Source organism: Bradyrhizobium sp. USDA 4502 (assembly GCF_054063355.1).
The window spans coordinates 5,344,043-5,359,953 of the sequence record NZ_JBSSGF010000001.1 but is presented as its reverse complement, the minus strand read 5'-3'; the positions used below and the strand labels follow the sequence as shown (position 1 = coordinate 5,359,953).

The 15,911-nt window shown below is 65.6% G+C and carries 13 protein-coding genes; 10 read left to right on the top strand and 3 right to left on the bottom strand.

Annotation, left to right across the window (positions count from 1 at the left end):
- Positions 1-57: 57 nt before the first annotated feature.
- From ACVW1B_RS24990 to ilvA, 5 genes are all read left to right on the top strand, one after another.
- Positions 58-1,677, top strand: coding sequence for an FAD-dependent monooxygenase (locus tag ACVW1B_RS24990; protein WP_456822337.1), 1,620 nt, complete (start codon positions 58-60; stop codon positions 1,675-1,677).
- An 11-nt stretch (positions 1,678-1,688) separates the two neighbouring features.
- Positions 1,689-2,480: an alpha/beta fold hydrolase gene (locus ACVW1B_RS24985; protein ID WP_456822336.1), complete on the top strand. Its 792-nt coding sequence runs from the start codon at positions 1,689-1,691 to the stop codon at positions 2,478-2,480.
- A gap of 19 nt (positions 2,481-2,499) precedes the next feature.
- Entirely contained in the window at positions 2,500-3,918 is a 1,419-nt protein-coding gene (locus tag ACVW1B_RS24980; protein WP_253607356.1) for an MFS transporter, read from the top strand.
- 18 nt (positions 3,919-3,936) lie between these two features.
- Positions 3,937-5,127: a M24 family metallopeptidase gene (locus ACVW1B_RS24975; protein ID WP_253607357.1), complete on the top strand. Its 1,191-nt coding sequence runs from the start codon at positions 3,937-3,939 to the stop codon at positions 5,125-5,127.
- Between the two features lie 375 nt (positions 5,128-5,502).
- Positions 5,503-7,050, top strand: coding sequence for a threonine ammonia-lyase, biosynthetic (gene ilvA / locus ACVW1B_RS24970; RefSeq protein WP_456822335.1), 1,548 nt, complete (start codon positions 5,503-5,505; stop codon positions 7,048-7,050).
- 28 nt (positions 7,051-7,078) lie between these two features.
- Here the strand turns inward: ilvA and ACVW1B_RS24965 are convergent, their stop codons facing one another.
- Genes ACVW1B_RS24965 through ACVW1B_RS24955 form a run of 3 tightly spaced genes read right to left on the bottom strand, consistent with a single transcriptional unit; the run spans position 7,079 to position 10,265 of the window.
- A complete protein-coding gene (locus ACVW1B_RS24965; RefSeq protein WP_456792704.1) occupies positions 7,079-8,107 on the bottom strand; it encodes a class II aldolase/adducin family protein in 1,029 nt (342 codons plus the stop codon).
- Positions 8,108-8,118: 11 nt separating this feature from the next.
- Positions 8,119-8,988 carry a TIGR01459 family HAD-type hydrolase gene (locus ACVW1B_RS24960; RefSeq protein WP_456792703.1) on the bottom strand — a complete coding sequence of 290 codons (870 nt, stop codon included), beginning with the start codon at positions 8,986-8,988 and terminating at the stop codon, positions 8,119-8,121.
- Complete coding sequence (locus ACVW1B_RS24955) at positions 8,985-10,265, bottom strand: FGGY-family carbohydrate kinase (protein WP_456792702.1); 1,281 nt, start codon at positions 10,263-10,265, stop codon at positions 8,985-8,987. Before ACVW1B_RS24955 ends, ACVW1B_RS24960 begins: the two co-directional genes overlap by 4 nt.
- Before the next feature lie 134 nt (positions 10,266-10,399).
- Here ACVW1B_RS24955 and ACVW1B_RS24950 point away from each other — a divergent pair, with 134 nt between their 5' ends.
- The 5 genes from ACVW1B_RS24950 (at position 10,400) to ACVW1B_RS24930 (ending at position 15,911) form a co-directional block, all read left to right on the top strand.
- Positions 10,400-11,416 carry a sugar-binding transcriptional regulator gene (locus ACVW1B_RS24950; protein WP_310881861.1) on the top strand — a complete coding sequence of 339 codons (1,017 nt, stop codon included), beginning with the start codon at positions 10,400-10,402 and terminating at the stop codon, positions 11,414-11,416.
- Positions 11,417-11,444: 28 nt separating this feature from the next.
- Positions 11,445-12,884: an extracellular solute-binding protein gene (locus ACVW1B_RS24945; RefSeq protein WP_016846935.1), complete on the top strand. Its 1,440-nt coding sequence runs from the start codon at positions 11,445-11,447 to the stop codon at positions 12,882-12,884.
- A 117-nt stretch (positions 12,885-13,001) separates the two neighbouring features.
- Positions 13,002-13,931 carry a carbohydrate ABC transporter permease gene (locus tag ACVW1B_RS24940; RefSeq protein ID WP_210262648.1) on the top strand — a complete coding sequence of 310 codons (930 nt, stop codon included), beginning with the start codon at positions 13,002-13,004 and terminating at the stop codon, positions 13,929-13,931.
- 14 nt (positions 13,932-13,945) lie between these two features.
- Positions 13,946-14,803: a carbohydrate ABC transporter permease gene (locus tag ACVW1B_RS24935; RefSeq protein ID WP_018273209.1), complete on the top strand. Its 858-nt coding sequence runs from the start codon at positions 13,946-13,948 to the stop codon at positions 14,801-14,803.
- A 4-nt stretch (positions 14,804-14,807) separates the two neighbouring features.
- Complete coding sequence (locus tag ACVW1B_RS24930; protein WP_310881860.1) at positions 14,808-15,911, top strand: ABC transporter ATP-binding protein; 1,104 nt, start codon at positions 14,808-14,810, stop codon at positions 15,909-15,911.

Genomic DNA, 15,911 nt, shown 5'->3' with positions numbered 1-15,911 from the left:
TGAGATACCAAAAAAGGAGCAGTCTCCTCGCAACGATCAAATGGAGGAGAGACGAGGATGGGCATCGCCACCGATGAGGCACGCCAGACGTCCGTATTCATTGCCGGCGGCGGGCCGGTCGGCCTTGCGATGTCGCTGCTGCTCGATCGCTTCGGCATCGACTGCGTGGTGGTCGAGAAGAGCCCGACCACCACAGATCATCCCAAGTCGCGCGGCTGCTGGGTCCGCACCATGGAGATCTTCCGGCAGTGGGGGATCGAGCAGGCGATCCGCGACCGCGGCCTGCAGGACAATTCCGACATGTTCGTGTTCCTCGACAGCATCGCAGGTCACGAGTTCGGCCGCACCCGTCCCGAGCCGAATGTCGGGCATACCCCCGCCTGGAAGAGCCTGGTCGCCCAGGACGCCGTCGAGGAGGAAATCCTGCGGGTGGTCGAGAAGTCCAAGCACGCCACGGTGCTGTTCAACACGTCCTGTGAATCGTTCGAGGAGACCAACAGCGGGGTCAACGTCACGACGCGTTGCGAAAAGACCGGCGAGGTGACGCGATGGACGGCGACATATTTGATCGCAGCCGATGGCGCGGGCAGCCAGACCCGGCGCAGCGCCGGGATCGAGATGGTCGGGCCCTCGACGCTGGCGGTGATGTCAAACGAGTATTGGCGTGCCGATCTATCGCGTCTGCCGATCGCGCGCGAGGCCGCCGGCTTCATCATCGTCCCGGACAAGCCCGACCTGCCGCGTGCCGGCATCCTGAACACCAATGGCCGGGATCGCTGGCTGACCGTGACGCAAATCGGCCTGAGTAAGGATGATCGCGAGCGGCCGTGGACCGACCAGGAGTTCATCGAGATCGCGCGCGGCCATGTCGGCATTCCCGATCTCGATGTCACGCTTTTGAACCGCTCGATCTGGCGGGTCAGCATGCAGGTGGCCGAGACCTTTCGAAAGGGCCGGGTGTTTCTGGTCGGCGACTGCGCACACCGCTTTCCGCCGACCGGCGGTTTCGGCCTGAACTCCGGCGTTCAGGACGCGCATAACCTCGCGTGGAAACTGGCCTTCGTGCTGAAGGGCTTTGCGAACGAAAAGCTGCTCGACAGCTATTCCAGCGAGCGACGTCCGATCGCGCAATCCAATGCCAATTTCAGCTACGGCAATCGGCTGAGATTCGGGCTGACCGATGACGCCGTGCGATCGCGCGATCCGGACCGGATCAGGTTCTGGATCAACGACATGGACAATCACCTGCACAGCATCGGGCAGAACCTCGGCCACAATTACGAGGAGGGCGCGGTGATCCCCGATGGCACCGTCGCGAAGGCCTTGAACTCCCGCTACTACACGCCGACGGATCGTCCCGGCGCGCGATTTCCGCATATGTGGCTCGAACCTTCGCGCAAGAAATCGACGCTCGACTGGTTCGACAAGCAGTTCACCGTCGTCACGGGGCCGCTCGGCGGCGAGTGGCTGGAGGCGGGGAAGCAGGTGTCGGAGAAGACCGCCTTGCCGCTGTCGCTGAAACAGTTGCCGTCGGCCGATCCGGCGGACGGATTCCAACTGGGCATGCGCGGCGCCGTGCTGGTGCGCCCCGATGGACACGTGGCCTGGCGAATGCCGTGGCTGCCGTCGGATCCGGCGAAGGAATTGGCCGGCGCGCTTTCAACGCTGCTGCATTAGCGGGGACCCCGATGCAATCGTTCGAATCCAACGGCGTCGTCACGGCGTTTGAGAAAACCGGGCGCGGCGAGCCGATCGTGCTGCTGCATGGCGGCGAGGCCGATCATGCGATGTTTGACGGCCTTGCGCCTGTCCTTGCGGCGAACTTCACGGTGATCGCCTATGACCAGCGCGATTCCGGTGCCACCCGAAACCCTCCGTCGTCCTATTCGCTGGCCGATTTGGCCGACGACGCCGCGGCCTTGGTCGGAGGGCTCGGTTACGATCGTGCCCATGTCTTCGGAACCTCGCTGGGTGGGCAGATCGCGCAGGTGCTGGCGGCCCGTCATCCCGATCGCATCGACCGCCTGATCCTGAGCAGCACCTGGAAGGTCAACAGAAGTCCACTCGACGTCAATGCGGATGTGTTCCGCAAGCTCGCTTCCTGGCGCGCGGATACCATCGCCAATGCGTCGAAGATTTCCGAATTCTTCTTTCCGCCGGCATACCTGCGCACGCGGCCTGAGCTGATCGAGATCTTCCGTGGCTCGAGCCGCGACGAGGGACAGAAGGCGCGCCGCGCCGCCTTGCTTGCGCAGCCTGTCGCCGCCGATCTGACCGGCTTCGATCGCCCGACGCTCTTGCTGGCGGGCAGTGATGACCGGCTGATCCCGAATGTCGAAACATTTGCGCTCGCCCGCGATCTTGCGCGCGTCGAGACGAGGACCATCGCAGGCGTCGGCCATGTCGCGTCGATCCAGGCCCCCGAGCGGGTGGCGGAGGCGGTGACGGCATTTCTGAATTCAAACAAGAAGGCGGCTTGACAACAACAGGGGGAGGACCATGGCGGAGCAAACGAGTGCGGTGCCGTTCGACGAAGCGCCGGTAACGACGCGCTATTGGCTATCGATCATCATCTTCGCCGTCACCGGCGTGGTCGATTTCTTCGATTTCTTTGTGGTCGGATTTCTGGTCTCGGTGCTGGCGCCGAAATGGCACCTGACGTTCGGGCAGACCTCGATCATGCTGATGAGCGCCGGCATCGGGGCGATGCTGGGCGCCTTCGTCGCGGGCATCCTCGCGGATCGCTTCGGACGCAAGCCGCTGGCGATATCAGGCGTTATGATTTGCGGCCTGACCTCGGGCGCGATCGCGTTCATTCCGGAAGACGGCTGGGTTGCGTTTGCGATCCTGCGCTTCTTCGTCGGCTTCGGCCTTGCCGCTGGAGCTGCGGCGGCGGTTCCTGCTATCGTCGAATTCGCACCGACCCGCCATCGCACGCTGGTCACGAGTCTCGTGGTCGTCCCGGTCGCCTTTGGCGTGCTGTCGGCGTCGGTGACGGCGAGCTTCCTGCTGCCGCTGGTCGGCTGGCGCGGATTGGCGGCGGTCGGCTTCTTGCCGATCCTCCTCGGAATTCTGACCATGATCGTCATGCCGGAATCGCCGCGCTGGTTGATCAGCAAGGGCCGCGTGCGCGAGGCGCAGGCGAGCATCCGAAAACTCTATCGGATCGGCGGCGATGAGTTTGTTCTGCCCACGCTGCCGCCGGCGAGCCCGGCGACATTTGCCGATCTCTTTGCCGAGCAGCGGCGCTTCTGGCTGACCGTCCTGATCTGGTTCGGCGCCAGCACGGCGAATTACGGTGTGTTCCTGTGGGGGCCGACGATCGTGGCGCTGCTGCTTGGCGTCTCTCCCCAGGATGCAGCCAAGATGTTCATCTATGTCAGCCTCGCCGGCGTGCTCGGCCGGACCGGCTTCGCCTTCCTCGCCCATCGGATCGGGCGCAAGCCCTGCGGCCAGTTGATGGGCTATGGCACCGCGGCGTCGCTGGCTCTCGCCGCCTATTTTCACAACGACTTTGCCGGCTCGGTGCCGCTGTTCCTGGTCTTCCTGATCGTCGGCGCCGTGTTCTTCGATGGCGGATTTTCGAACATTGGGCCCTATCCCGCGGAAATCTTCCCGGTTCAGCTCTCGGGGCGGGCGGTCGGCCTTGCCCAGCTCTCGAATGGGATCGGCAAGATCGTAGGTCCCCTGTGTCTCGCATTGATCGCCGGTGCTGACAATCTCGTGCATCCAAGTGCGACCGCTGCGGCGGTGTTGCCGGCGTTCTGCTTTCTTGCCGGCGCGGGCCTCCTGATCGGCCTTGCCTTTACGTTCCTCGGCGTCGAGCCGCACGGGCGCCCGGTGGTTCTGTTTGGCGAGAACGCGGGCGCGAGCGCCGCACCGAAATCGCTGGCCGCAAAACCGGCAGCGGGACAGTGAAAGACGAAAGGTCATACCATGGACAACGCTTTCGACACGATCGCAGCGGCGGCGCCGTTCGATACTGCAAAGCTCGATCGGCTGATGGATGAAGCGGGGCTCGATGTCCTGATCGTCACCTCGCGTCACAATGTGCAGTATCTGCTCGGTGGATATCGTTTCTTCTTCTTCGACGTCATGGAGGCGATTGGCACGAGCCGCTATCTGCCGGTGTTCGTCTATCAGAAGGGGCACCCGGAAAATTCCGCCTACATCGGCAACCGCATGGAAAAGTTCGAGCACGCGCTCGGACGGATATGGACGCCGGTTGTCAAGGCGGAGGCGTGGGGAACGATCGATGCGATCGGCCTCGCGATTGATCATGTGAAGAAGCTCGCGGGCTCGGCCAGGCGCGTCGGCATCGAGGCTGGCTTCCTGCCGGCCGACGCCAGGGATCATCTGTATGCCGGCCTTGGCGACGTCGAGTTCCGCGAGGCCCATTTCTCGCTGGAACGTCTGCGTGCCGTAAAGTCTCCCGCCGAACTGGACCTCATCAGAGAGGCTTCCGAACGGGTCGTTGATGCGATGATGGCCACCTTCAGTGGCTGCGCGCCGGGCATGACCAAGAACGACGTCGTCGCCCGTCTGCGCCGCGAGGAGCAGGAGCGCGATCTGGTCTTCGAATATTGCCTGATTGCCGCGGGCAAGAGCCATAACCGCGCGCCTTCCAGCCAGCGTCTCGTGCAAGGCGACGTGATCTCGATCGATTCCGGCGGAAACTACCGGGGCTACATCGGTGACCTCAGCCGCATGGGCATCCTGGGTGAACCCGACAGCGAGCTGCGCGAGTTGCTACAGGAAATCGAGGACGTCCAGCAGTTGGCCCGGCGCGCGATCCGGCCGGGCGCCATGGGTGGCGACATCATCGCGGCGGGCGAGGCGGCCGTCAAAGCCTCGCCGCATCGCGCCGTGCTCGACTTCACCGCACACGGCATTGGGCTCGTCAGTCACGAAGCGCCGCGCCTGACCGCGAACGGCCCGGTTCCTTACGCGCCGTACGACGCCGACCGGCCGCTCGAACGCGGAATGGTGATCTCGATCGAGACCGCACTGCTGCATCCAACGCGTGGCTACATCAAGCTCGAGGACACCCTGATCGTCTCCGAATCGGACTGGGAAGCGCCCGGTGACCATGGCAGGGAATGGAATTCATCGCGTCTCATGGCGTGAAGCGGTCAACGCCACGGCGGCATTTTTGGCTGGGGCACCGATTCAGCTGCGGGGGTCAAGTTCGGAATATTAGAAATATATCCCTGAGTTGCCCGACGTGTCAAGTTTGTCCGGTCGACGCCGGCCGCCGCCGGCTCCTTTGCATGGGGTTGTTTTCGATATTTTGGCAACGCCCGCCTGCGACGGCCCAGATGACTTCATATGCGTTCTGCCAGGCGATTGATCCGGCGGTCTTGGCTTCACGCGAGCCTTCGGCCATGCGATGCTTCGAGCTGGATGTAGCGGCGGCTCCGTGTCGTCTGCTCGCCAGGTCGGCGCCGACGATGGGCAGGTGCAACCGATATGGATTGCCTCCCCATCGACAGAAGCGACCTGATGACCGCTGCCGCCAACGCGCTCCGCGACTACGCCCAAAGCATCCTGACCGCCCGGGTCTACGACGTGGCGGTCGAGACGCCGCTCGACCCGATGCCGCGGCTCTCCGAACGATTGTCGCGCACGGTGTTGCTGAAGCGGGAAGACTTCCAGCCGATCTTCTCGTTCAAGCTTCGCGGTGCCTACAACAAGATCGTCAGGCTGCCGGACGCGCAGCGCAGGCTGGGCGTGATCTGCGCGTCGGCGGGCAATCATGCCCAGGGCGTCGCGCTGTCGGCGCGCAAGCTCGGCATTCCGGCGACGATCGTGATGCCGAGGACGACGCCCGCTATCAAGGTCGAGGCCGTCCGGCGTTTGGGCGGTGATGTTGTCCTGCATGGCGATACGTTCGACGACGCGCAAACCAAGGCCAGGGAGATCGAGGCTGCGCGTGGCTTGACCTTTGTGCATCCGTTCGACGATCCCGATGTGATCGCCGGCCAGGGCACGGTCGGGATGGAGATCCTGCGCCAGCATCCCGATCCGATCGAAGCGATCTTCGTGCCGATCGGCGGAGGCGGACTGGCGGCCGGCGTGGCCGCTTTCGTGAAATTCCTCAACCCCTCGATCAAGGTCGTCGGCGTCGAGCCGGCGGACGCTGCGTCGATGGCGGCCGCGCTCGCCAAGGGCAACGTCGTCGCGCTGGATCAGGTCGGACTGTTCGCCGACGGCGTCGCGGTCCGCAAGGTGGGAACCGAGACCTTCCGGCTCTGCCGCGACCTGCTTGACGAGGTCGTCACGGTGGACACCGATGCGATGTGCGCCGCCATCAAGGACATCTTCGACGACGTGCGATCGGTTGCCGAACCCTCCGGGGCATTGGCGCTCGCCGGCCTCAAGGCCTACGCCGAGCGCGGCGCGCTCAGCGACGGCAGCCTGATTGCCGTCAACAGCGGCGCCAATCTGAATTTCGACCGGCTGCGCACCATTGCCGACCGCGCCGAGGTCGGCGAACATCGCGAGGCGCTGCTTGCAGTGACCGTGCCGGAGAAGCCGGGCAGCTATCGGCACTTCATCCGCATCCTCGGCTCGCGCGCGATCACGGAGTTCAACTACCGCTTTGCCGAGACCACCGCGCCGGCGCAACTGTTCGTCGGCATCGCGCTGAGCCGCGGCGAGGTCGAGAAGCGGGAAGTCATGGAGCTGCTTCGGCGCGAAGGCTATCCGATCCTCGATCTGAGCGAGAACGAGATGGCCAAGGACCATGTGCGCTACATGGTGGGCGGTCGCGCTCCGCTGCTCAAGGACGAGGTCATCTACCGCTTCGAATTTCCGGAGCGTCCCGGCGCGTTGCTGAAATTCCTCGAGAGCCTGGCGCCCGACTGGAATATTTCGCTGTTCCACTATCGCAATCACGGCGCCGACTACGGACGCATCCTGGCGGGGATCGAGGTCAAGCCTCACGAGCGCGCCCGGTTCGTTCAGGCGCTGGATGCGCTCGGCTATCCCTACTGGAACGAGAGCGAAAATCCGGCCTATCGCCTGTTTCTCTCCGCCGAGAAGGGATGAAGTGCCTAGCGCTTCCCTCGACCAACGGTCAGCGATCGGCCGTCAGTTGCTGGCGATAGCGCTCGGCGTCCCAATTCAGCAGCGCATGCTCGTTCTCTGCGGTCAGATAATTGACCCGTGCGGTCAGGGGCAGGCGGCAGGTGACCAATGCGAGACAGCTCAGCATGGCTTCCGCGCCGTCGCTCGCATCCTCGCGGATAAGGCTGCCGAGGTCGGGGACGAGGAGGGCAACCGGCGGCGGCAGTCCGTTCGCGGTGGTCTGCGCGATCATGGCGCTCAGCTTCTCGCGATGGTCCAGGACCGGCAGGCCCGGGCCAAGGAAGACGACGTGATCAGGATACAACGAGCCGCTGGTCGCGATCGCGCGGCTGTAGCGGTCGGTGGCAATGTCGTGGCCGCGAGGATCACGCGGCAGGCGATAGTTGGTGCCGGCGCAGATCGTGCGGAGCGCGTCATGATCTGCCGCCGGTGCGCTGCGCTGCTCGAGGGCGAGACGTTGCTCGACCTCGGCGACCAAAGCTTCGGCGGCGTCGCAGCTGGCCGCACCGACCACCAGGCCGTGATTGCCGAGGATCAGGACGTCGACAGCATCATCGGCGATCGCGTCGCTGACGGCGCGCGCGAGCGGCAATCCCGGGTGATGATAGTCGAGGTAACGCCACGCCAGTCCGTCCAGGCGCCGGGCAAATTCGTCGCGGGCGTCGGTGCGCACCGCCCATGCGATGGTGTTGACGGAATGGACGTGCAGCACGATCCGCTGCGGCATCAGCGCATGCAGCGAGGTCTCGATCGAGGCGCGCAGCGTCGTCCCGGCGTTCGGCGCCAGCGGCACGCGTTCGTCGCCATGCATCAGCGCCGCGCGCGCGGCCGACAACGCGACCGGCACGAAAATCTCCTTGTCCTCGGCATCGGCGAGCCAGGTCCCCGACGCCTTCACCCACAGCACGTCGCCATCCTTGACCGACGAATTGCCGCCGGCGCCTTGCACCAGCAGGATATTCCTGCCGACCCGTGCCGACATGCGGCGCAGTTCATCCAGCATTTGAGGCGGTCGCATCGGGGCTGTTCTCACCAGGTCAGATGGTCCATCGTCCAGTGCGGCATCCGCGCCGCGGTGCCGGCCACGGTCTTGATCGCCCGCGGCAGATCGCTCGCCTGCGCAAGCGTCGCGCGGTGGGCGCCGGAGCCGATCAGCAGGGTCAACATGCCGGCGATGCGTCCACCGGCGATATCGTGATCGAGGGAGTCGCCGATGACGAGGATCCGTTCCGGCGGCGGATGCCCCAATTGATCGAGCGCGGCGGCAAACATCGGCGGATGCGGTTTGCCGACGAACAGCACGGTGCCGCCGAGCGAATGATAGAATGCGGCGAGCGCGCCCGGCGCGGGGATCAGCCCCGCGACCCCGAACATCACGAGATCGGGATTGGCGCACAGCATCGGCAGTTGGCGTGCGGCAGCGGTTGCCAGCGGCTCACGCCATCGCTCGGGCTCGGCCGCGTCATCGTCGAGACCGCCGAGCAGGATGAAATCGGCCTCGCGCATGTTGGAGACCACCACTAGGTCGGTGCCGTCGACGATCGAGCGGTCACCGTCGCGCGAGATCAGGAAGCAGGCGCGTCCGAGCTCGGCAAAGGGAGCCTGCTCGCGCGCATGCAGGCCGCGCCAGGTGACCTCGCCCGAGGACAGCACGCCGTCATAGGCGTCGGGCGGCAAGCCGAGCGTCGCGAGCCGCCGCTGGTTGCTGCCGGCGCGCTTGCCGGAATTGGACAGGATCAGGATCCGCTTGCCGGCTTCGCGCAGCCGCGTCACGCACTCCAGCGCCGCGGGGAACACCGCCAGCCCCTCATGCAGCGTGCCCCACTGGTCGAGCAGCACATGATCGAAGCGGTCGGCAATGGCGTGAAGGCCGGCGATCGCGGTCGCATCGGCCTTCATGGCGGGCCTCCGTTCAGCGCGAGCAGCGCGGCGCCGTAGCTTGCTTCGGTCTGCTCGGCGACCGAGACGGGAACGCCGAGAACGCGATGCCGGATGCTGGTCCATGCGTCGTTCTTCGCGCCGCCGCCGATGCCGATGACGCGGCGCAGGCGCGGCGCACCGAGCCGCGCCAGCTGACGGTAGGCGAGGGCTTCCACCGAGGCGATGCCCTCGAGCAGCCCCTGGAAGAAGCGGCAATCCTCCGCCGGACGCGGCGTGACCCGCGCGGCGAGCGCCGGATCGGCGATCGGAAAGCGTTCGCCGGGCTTTGGCAGCGGATAGTAGTCGAGCCCGGTCGGCTGGTGCGGCGTCAGCTGCGGTGTCAGCAGCTCCATCTCGGCGGCGGTGAAATGCACCAGCAGCGCGGCGCCGCCGGAGTTCGAGGCGCCGCCGGCAAGCCAGCGCTCGCCGAGCCGGTGCGAATAGACGCCCTGATCGGCCGCGAAGATCGGCTGGGTCGTAAGCTGCTTCACCACCAGCGTGGTGCCGAGCGAGGTGACGGCATCGCCAGGCTGGTCGGCGCGCGTTGCGATGAAGGCCGCAACGCCATCGGTGGTGCCGGCGGCGACCTGCGCCGTGGGCGGCAGTCCCAGCGACCGCGCGATCTGCGGATCGATCTCGGCGAATGGCGTGCCCGGCACCAGCACTTCGGGCAGCAGATCGTCTCGCACGCCGAGCTGGTCGAGCCAGGACGGCCAGGCGCGCGCGACCGGGTCGTAGCCGAGCTTCAGCGTGTTGTTCTCGTCGCTGATGCCGTGATGGCTCGCGAGCCGGCCGGCGATCCAGTCCGCCTGGTGAACGGCGTGGCGCGCATCGCCGATATAGTCATGGCTCAGCAGGTAGAGCAGCTTGGCGAGCGCGCTGCTCGCGCCATGCGCGCCGCTCTCGCGCGGAGCGACCGCCGCGACGCGCGTCGCCTCACGCGTGGCGCGTGCATCATTGTACATCAGCCCGGGCGAGCAGGGGCGGCCGGCGGCGTCGACCAGCAGCAGCGTGCCCGATGTGCCGTCGACGACGATGCGCGTGACGTCGCCGAGAGCGACGCTCCCGCCGAGCTTGCGGATGGCCGCCGTCGCGGCCTGCCACCACAGCTCCGGTGTCTGGTCGATGGCGTTGCCGTCGACGCGCGGTGCGGGCAGCGCGACGGACGCGAAGCCGCGGATGCCGGCCTGCGGGTCGATGGCACAGGCGCGCACGCCGCCGGTTCCGACATCAATGCCGAGATACAAACCTCCCATGCGACCTCAACGCTCTTTGGTGCGCGCGCGTCGACATTGGTTGCGCTGCAGCACGTTTGGGGGATTGACGCCCCGTTCGGCCTCTGCAATTTTTTGCAGGACGTGAAGAAATTTGCAAGCGGACTTTTCCTGATATGGCACCCCCGCCCGACAGGCTGCCGGTGATCGACGGCGAGGCGTCGCTCGCGACGCGCGCAGCGTGGCTGTATTTCGCGGCGGGGCTCACCCAGTCGGAGGTCGCCGACCGCCTCAACATCCAGAGCACCAAGGCGCATCGCCTGATCGCACGCGCCAGCCGCGAGGGCATGATCCGCGTGTTCGTCGAGGGGCCGGTCGCCGAATGCGTCGCGCTCGAGAACGATCTCGCGCAGCGCTTCGGCCTCTCGTTCTGCCGCGTCGCGCCTGATCTCGGCGAGGGCGATCTGCCGCTGAAGGCGCTGGCGCTGGAAGGCGCGAGTTTCCTGCGCCAGACACTCGAGCGCGGCCAGGACAAGGTGATCGGCTTCGGCCATGGCCGCACGCTCGCGGCGGTCGTGGAGCAGATGCCGCAGACGCCGGCGCGCGACGCGCAGTTCGTGTCGCTGCTCGGCGGACTGACGCGGAAATTTGCCGCCAATCCGTTCGACGTGATTCACAAGCTCGCCGAGCGCACCGGCGCGGAAGCCTATCTGCTGCCGGTGCCGGTGTTCGCCAATTCGGTCGCCGACCGCGCCGTGCTGATGCAGCAATTCGGCATCGCCGACGTTTTCGCGCTGGCGCGCAAGGCCTCGCTGCTGTTCGTCGGCATCGGCCAGGTCAGCCGTGACGGCTTCCTGGTGTCGAGCGGCATGATCAAGCCCGACGAGGTCGTCGAACTGAAGCGTGTCGGCGCCTGCGCCGACCTGCTCGGGCATTTCTTCAGCGCCGACGGAACGGTGCTGGACACCGATCTGTCGGCCCGCGCTACCTCCATGAGCATGCCCGACCTCAGGAAGCACCGGATCGTCGCCATCGCCGGCGGGCCGGCCAAGGTGACCGCGCTGCGCGGCGTGCTGCGCAGCGGCGTTCTGCACGGCCTCATCATCGACGAAGCGACCGCAAAGGCGCTCGCCACCGACAAGCCGGAGACCACATCCGGCAAGACAAGAAGCAAGACCCGGAAGGACACATAAAACAAGCGTCAACAAGGAGAGGAAATACATGTTCGATCGCGAGAAGAATCTGTTCGACTCCTACGCTGCCAAACGCATCAGCCGCCGCGATCTCCTCGACGGCGCCGCCAAGCTCGGCATCGCGGGCATCGCCGCCAACGCCGCCTTCGCCTCCTCGATGTCGAAGGCGATGGCCGCCGACTTCAACTGGAAGGCCCAGAGCGGCAAGAGCGTCAAGCTGCTGCTCAACAAGCACCCCTATGTCGACGCGATGATCGGCGACATCGAGGCGTTCAAGTCGCTCACCGGCATGAACGTCACCTACGACATCTTCCCGGAGGACGTCTATTTCGACAAGGTGACGGCGGCGCTGTCGTCGAAGTCGGATCAGTACGATGCCTTCATGACCGGCGCCTACATGACCTGGACCTATGGTCCGGCAGGCTGGATCGAGGACCTCAACACCTACATCAAGGATCCCGCCAAGACCAATCCGGCCTTTGCCTGGGACGACGTGCTGCCGGGCCTGCGCGCCTCGACCGCGTGGGACGGCGTCGCCGGCTCCGAGCTTGGCTCGGGCAAGGCCAAGCAGTGGTGCATCCCCTGGGGCTATGAGCTCAACAACATCACCTACAACCGCAACGTCTTCGACAAGGTCGGCGTCAAACCGCCGAAGAACCTCGACGAGATGCTGGAGGTCGCGGCCAAGATCACCAAGGACGCCGGCGGTCCCTACGGCGTCGGCGTGCGCGGCTCGCGCTCCTGGGCGACCATCCATCCCGGCTTCCTGTCGGCCTATTCGAACTTCGGCCAGAAGGATTTCGTGATGGAGGGCGGCAAGCTGAAGGCCGCGATGAACACCAAGGCCTCGAAGGATTTCCACGACAAATGGGTCAAGATGATCCAGACCTCGGGCCCGAAGAACTGGTCAACCTACACCTGGTATCAGGTCGGCACCGATCTCGGCGCCGGCGCCTCGGGCATGATCTTCGACGCCGACATCCTCGGCTATTTCATGAACGGCGGCGACAACAAGGAGAAGGGGCATCTCGGCTACGCGCCGTTCGCGGCCAATCCGGCCGCCAAGGCGCCGACCCCGAACGTCTGGATCTGGTCGCTCGCGATGTCGAGCTTCTCCAAGCAGAAGGAGGCAGCCTGGCTGTTCATGCAGTGGGCGGCATCCGTCGAGCACGACCTGTTCGGTGCGCGCAAGATGGACTTCGTCAATCCGGTTCGCGCGTCGGTGTGGAAGGACAGCGAATTCCGCGACCGCATCGCGAAATCCTATCCCGGCTATCTCGAGCAGCACGACATGTCGTCGCCCGGCGCCAAGATCTACTTCACGGCGCAGCCGCTGTTCTTCGACCTGACGACGGAATGGGCCGCCTCGCTGCAGAAGATGGTGGCCAAGGAGGTCAGCGTCGACGAGGGGCTCGACAAGCTCGCCGACAGCATCAACCGCCAGCTCAAGCAGGCCGGTCTCGGCTGACGGATCAACTGTGCGGTGCCTGATCCCCCGCACCGCACCCATCCGCCGGCTCGGACCCTTGTCCCATCCGAGCCGGCGGCGTTTGCCAGCCGAACGCGATCTCTTATCATCATGAGCATGGTCCAACTCCTCCAGACGAACGCGCAGGCGGCGCCGGCCAAACCAAGGCCGCGCGTGCGCCTCTTGCCCTATCTGCTTAGCCTGCCGGCGCTGCTCGTCTGCGTGGCGATCCTGGTTCCGTTCGTGACCGCGGCGGTCTACTCGCTGCAGCGCTACCGGCTGAACCTGCCTCATCTGCGCGGCTTCATCGGCGCCGGAAACTACATCGACTTCCTGTCCGACCCGGCGTTCTGGAATACTTTCCGCGTCTCGATCACCTATACTGTGGTCACGGTCGTGCTCGAGCTGCTGCTCGGTCTTGGCATCGCGCTGCTGCTGCGCCGGCCGACCCGCTTCCACAACGCAGTGTCGATCATGCTGCTGCTGCCGCTGATGACGGCGCCGGCGATCGCCGCGCTGATGTGGAAGCTGATGACCAATCCGAGCTTCGGCATCCTGTCCTATCTGGTCGGCCTGTTCGGCGTCACCGATTTCAAATGGGCCTCCGATCCATCGAGTGCGCTGTTCACGGTCGTGCTGGTCGATGTCTGGGTCTACACGCCGTTCATCATGATCCTGCTGCTGGCGGGGCTGCGCTCGCTGCCGCGGCAGCCGTTCGAAGCCGCGGCACTCGACGGCGTGCCGGCGAGCTTCGTGTTCTTCCGCATCACGCTGCCGATGCTGGCGCCCTACATCATCACGGCGTCGCTGTTCCGGCTGCTCGATTCGATCCAGCAGTTCGACATCATCTATGCGATGACGCAGGGCGGGCCGGGTGACCGGCTGATGGTATTCCAGGTGCAGGCCTATCTGGAATTCTTCCAGTACACCAATGTCGGCAGATCGGCGGCGCTGTTGATGATCCTCTGGCTCATCACCAACATCCTGTCGAACATCTTCATCAAGAACTGGCTGCGGCTGCGCGCGCGTGCGCACGGCCACGCGTGACGGGGAGGGGCGCGATGGAACATTCCAGCCTTGCTGGTCGCATCTTCCGCGGTGTGGCGCTCACGCTGATCCTGATTTTCTTCATGTTTCCGATCGTCTGGATCTTCCTGATGTCGTTCCAGACCAACGAGCAGATCCTGCGGATCCCGCCGCGGATCCTGTTTGAGCCGACGCTTGCGAATTACGAGGCGTTGATCTCCGGCCAGCTGCGCACCGCGGCGGGCAATCTGCAGATCTCCTTCATGCGCAACCTCTTCAACAGCGTCGTGCTGTCGAGCGCGGCGGTGCTGCTGGCGCTGCTGCTCGGCGTCCCGGCGGCCTATGCCTTTGCGCGCTTCAAATTCCGCCTCGGCGAGAGCATCGCCTTCACGCTGCTGTCGTTCCGCTTTGCGCCGCCGCTGCTCGTGCTGCTGCCGCTGTCGCTGTACTATCAGGAGCTCGGACTGAACGACACCTACTTCGGGATCGTCTGGGTCTATCAGTTGATCGCGCTGCCGCTGATCCTGTGGATCGTGCGCGGCTATTTCGAGGATATCAGCCCTGATATCGAGCATGCCTACCGACTGGCCGGGCATTCCTGGCGCGAGGCCTTCACGAGAATCGCGGTGCCGCTGGCAGGACCAGGGATCGCCGCGGCGGGACTGCTGTCGTTCATCTTCTGCTGGAACAATTTCGTCTTCGCGCTGATCCTGGCCTCCGCGGACAAGCAGCCGGTGACGGTCGGCGCGCTCGCCTTCGTCACCGCGTCCGGTATCCAGTACGGCCAGATCGCGGCGGCGATCGTGCTGTCGGTGACGCCGACCCTGTTGCTTGCGCTCTATGCCCAGCGCTATCTGGTCGAGGGTCTCTCGCTCGGCGCGGTGAAAGGCTGATCCGATGGCGCGTCTCGAGATCAATTCGGTGAGCAAGGCATTCGGTGCGGCACGGCCCGCCGACGGATTGTCGCTGGCGGTCGAGCCAGGCGAGATCGTGGCGGTGTTCGGACCGTCCGGCAGCGGCAAGACCGTGCTGCTGCGCATGATCGCGGGCATGTTCGAGCCCGACGACGGCGACATCCTGGTCGGCGGCCGCTCGGTGGTCGGTGCTCCGCCCGAGCGGCGCGGGATCGGCATGGCATTCCAGAACTTTGCCTTGTTCCCGCACATGACCGCCCGCGACAATATCGCAAGCGGCCTGCGCGCCAAGGGCGGCGGCGGCGATGTCGCCGGCCGCGTTGCCGCGATCAGCAGGCTGCTCAAGATCGAGCACGTGCTCGGTCACGCGCCGCGCGAATTGTCGAACGGACAGAAGCAGCGCACGGCGCTGGCGCGGGCGCTGATCGGCAATCCGGATGTTCTGCTGCTGGATGATCCGCTGCGCAATGTCGACGCCAAGCTGCGCTACGAGATGCGGCTCGAGCTGCCGAACCTGCTGCGCCGCGGCACTGCCGCCGTGCTCTACGTCACCCAGGACTATCGCGAGGCGATGGCGATCGCCGACCGCATCGCGGTCTTGATCGACGGCCGGCTCGCGCAGGTCGCAACGCCGACCGATATCTATGCCCAACCCGCATCGGTCGCGGTCGCGCGCCTGTTCGGCGATCCGACCATCAACCTCGCGGAGGTCTTGCCAGTAGCGGAGCACGGCATGTTGTCGGCTGACGTCGCCGGCGCCAGGATGCGGCTCGGCGCGGCCGATGGCGCAGCACCCGCCGGTGCATGTTGGCTAGGCGTCCGGCCCGAGGATCTCGCGGTCTCGTCCGCATCCACCGACGACGCCGTCCCGGCGCGCATTCTCGCGATCACGCCGATGCACGAGAAGGCGGTGCTGCTGCTCCGGCTTGCCGACGGAACGGAATGGCTGGCGGCGCTGCCGCCGGATGCACCGCAAGGCGCGGCTGACGATGCCGTTTTCGTTCGCTTCGCGCTTGACGCCGCGATGCTGTTCGATCGCGCGACCGGGCTGCGGATCGGGGCGTCGCACCGGCTCAAGGCGGCATAG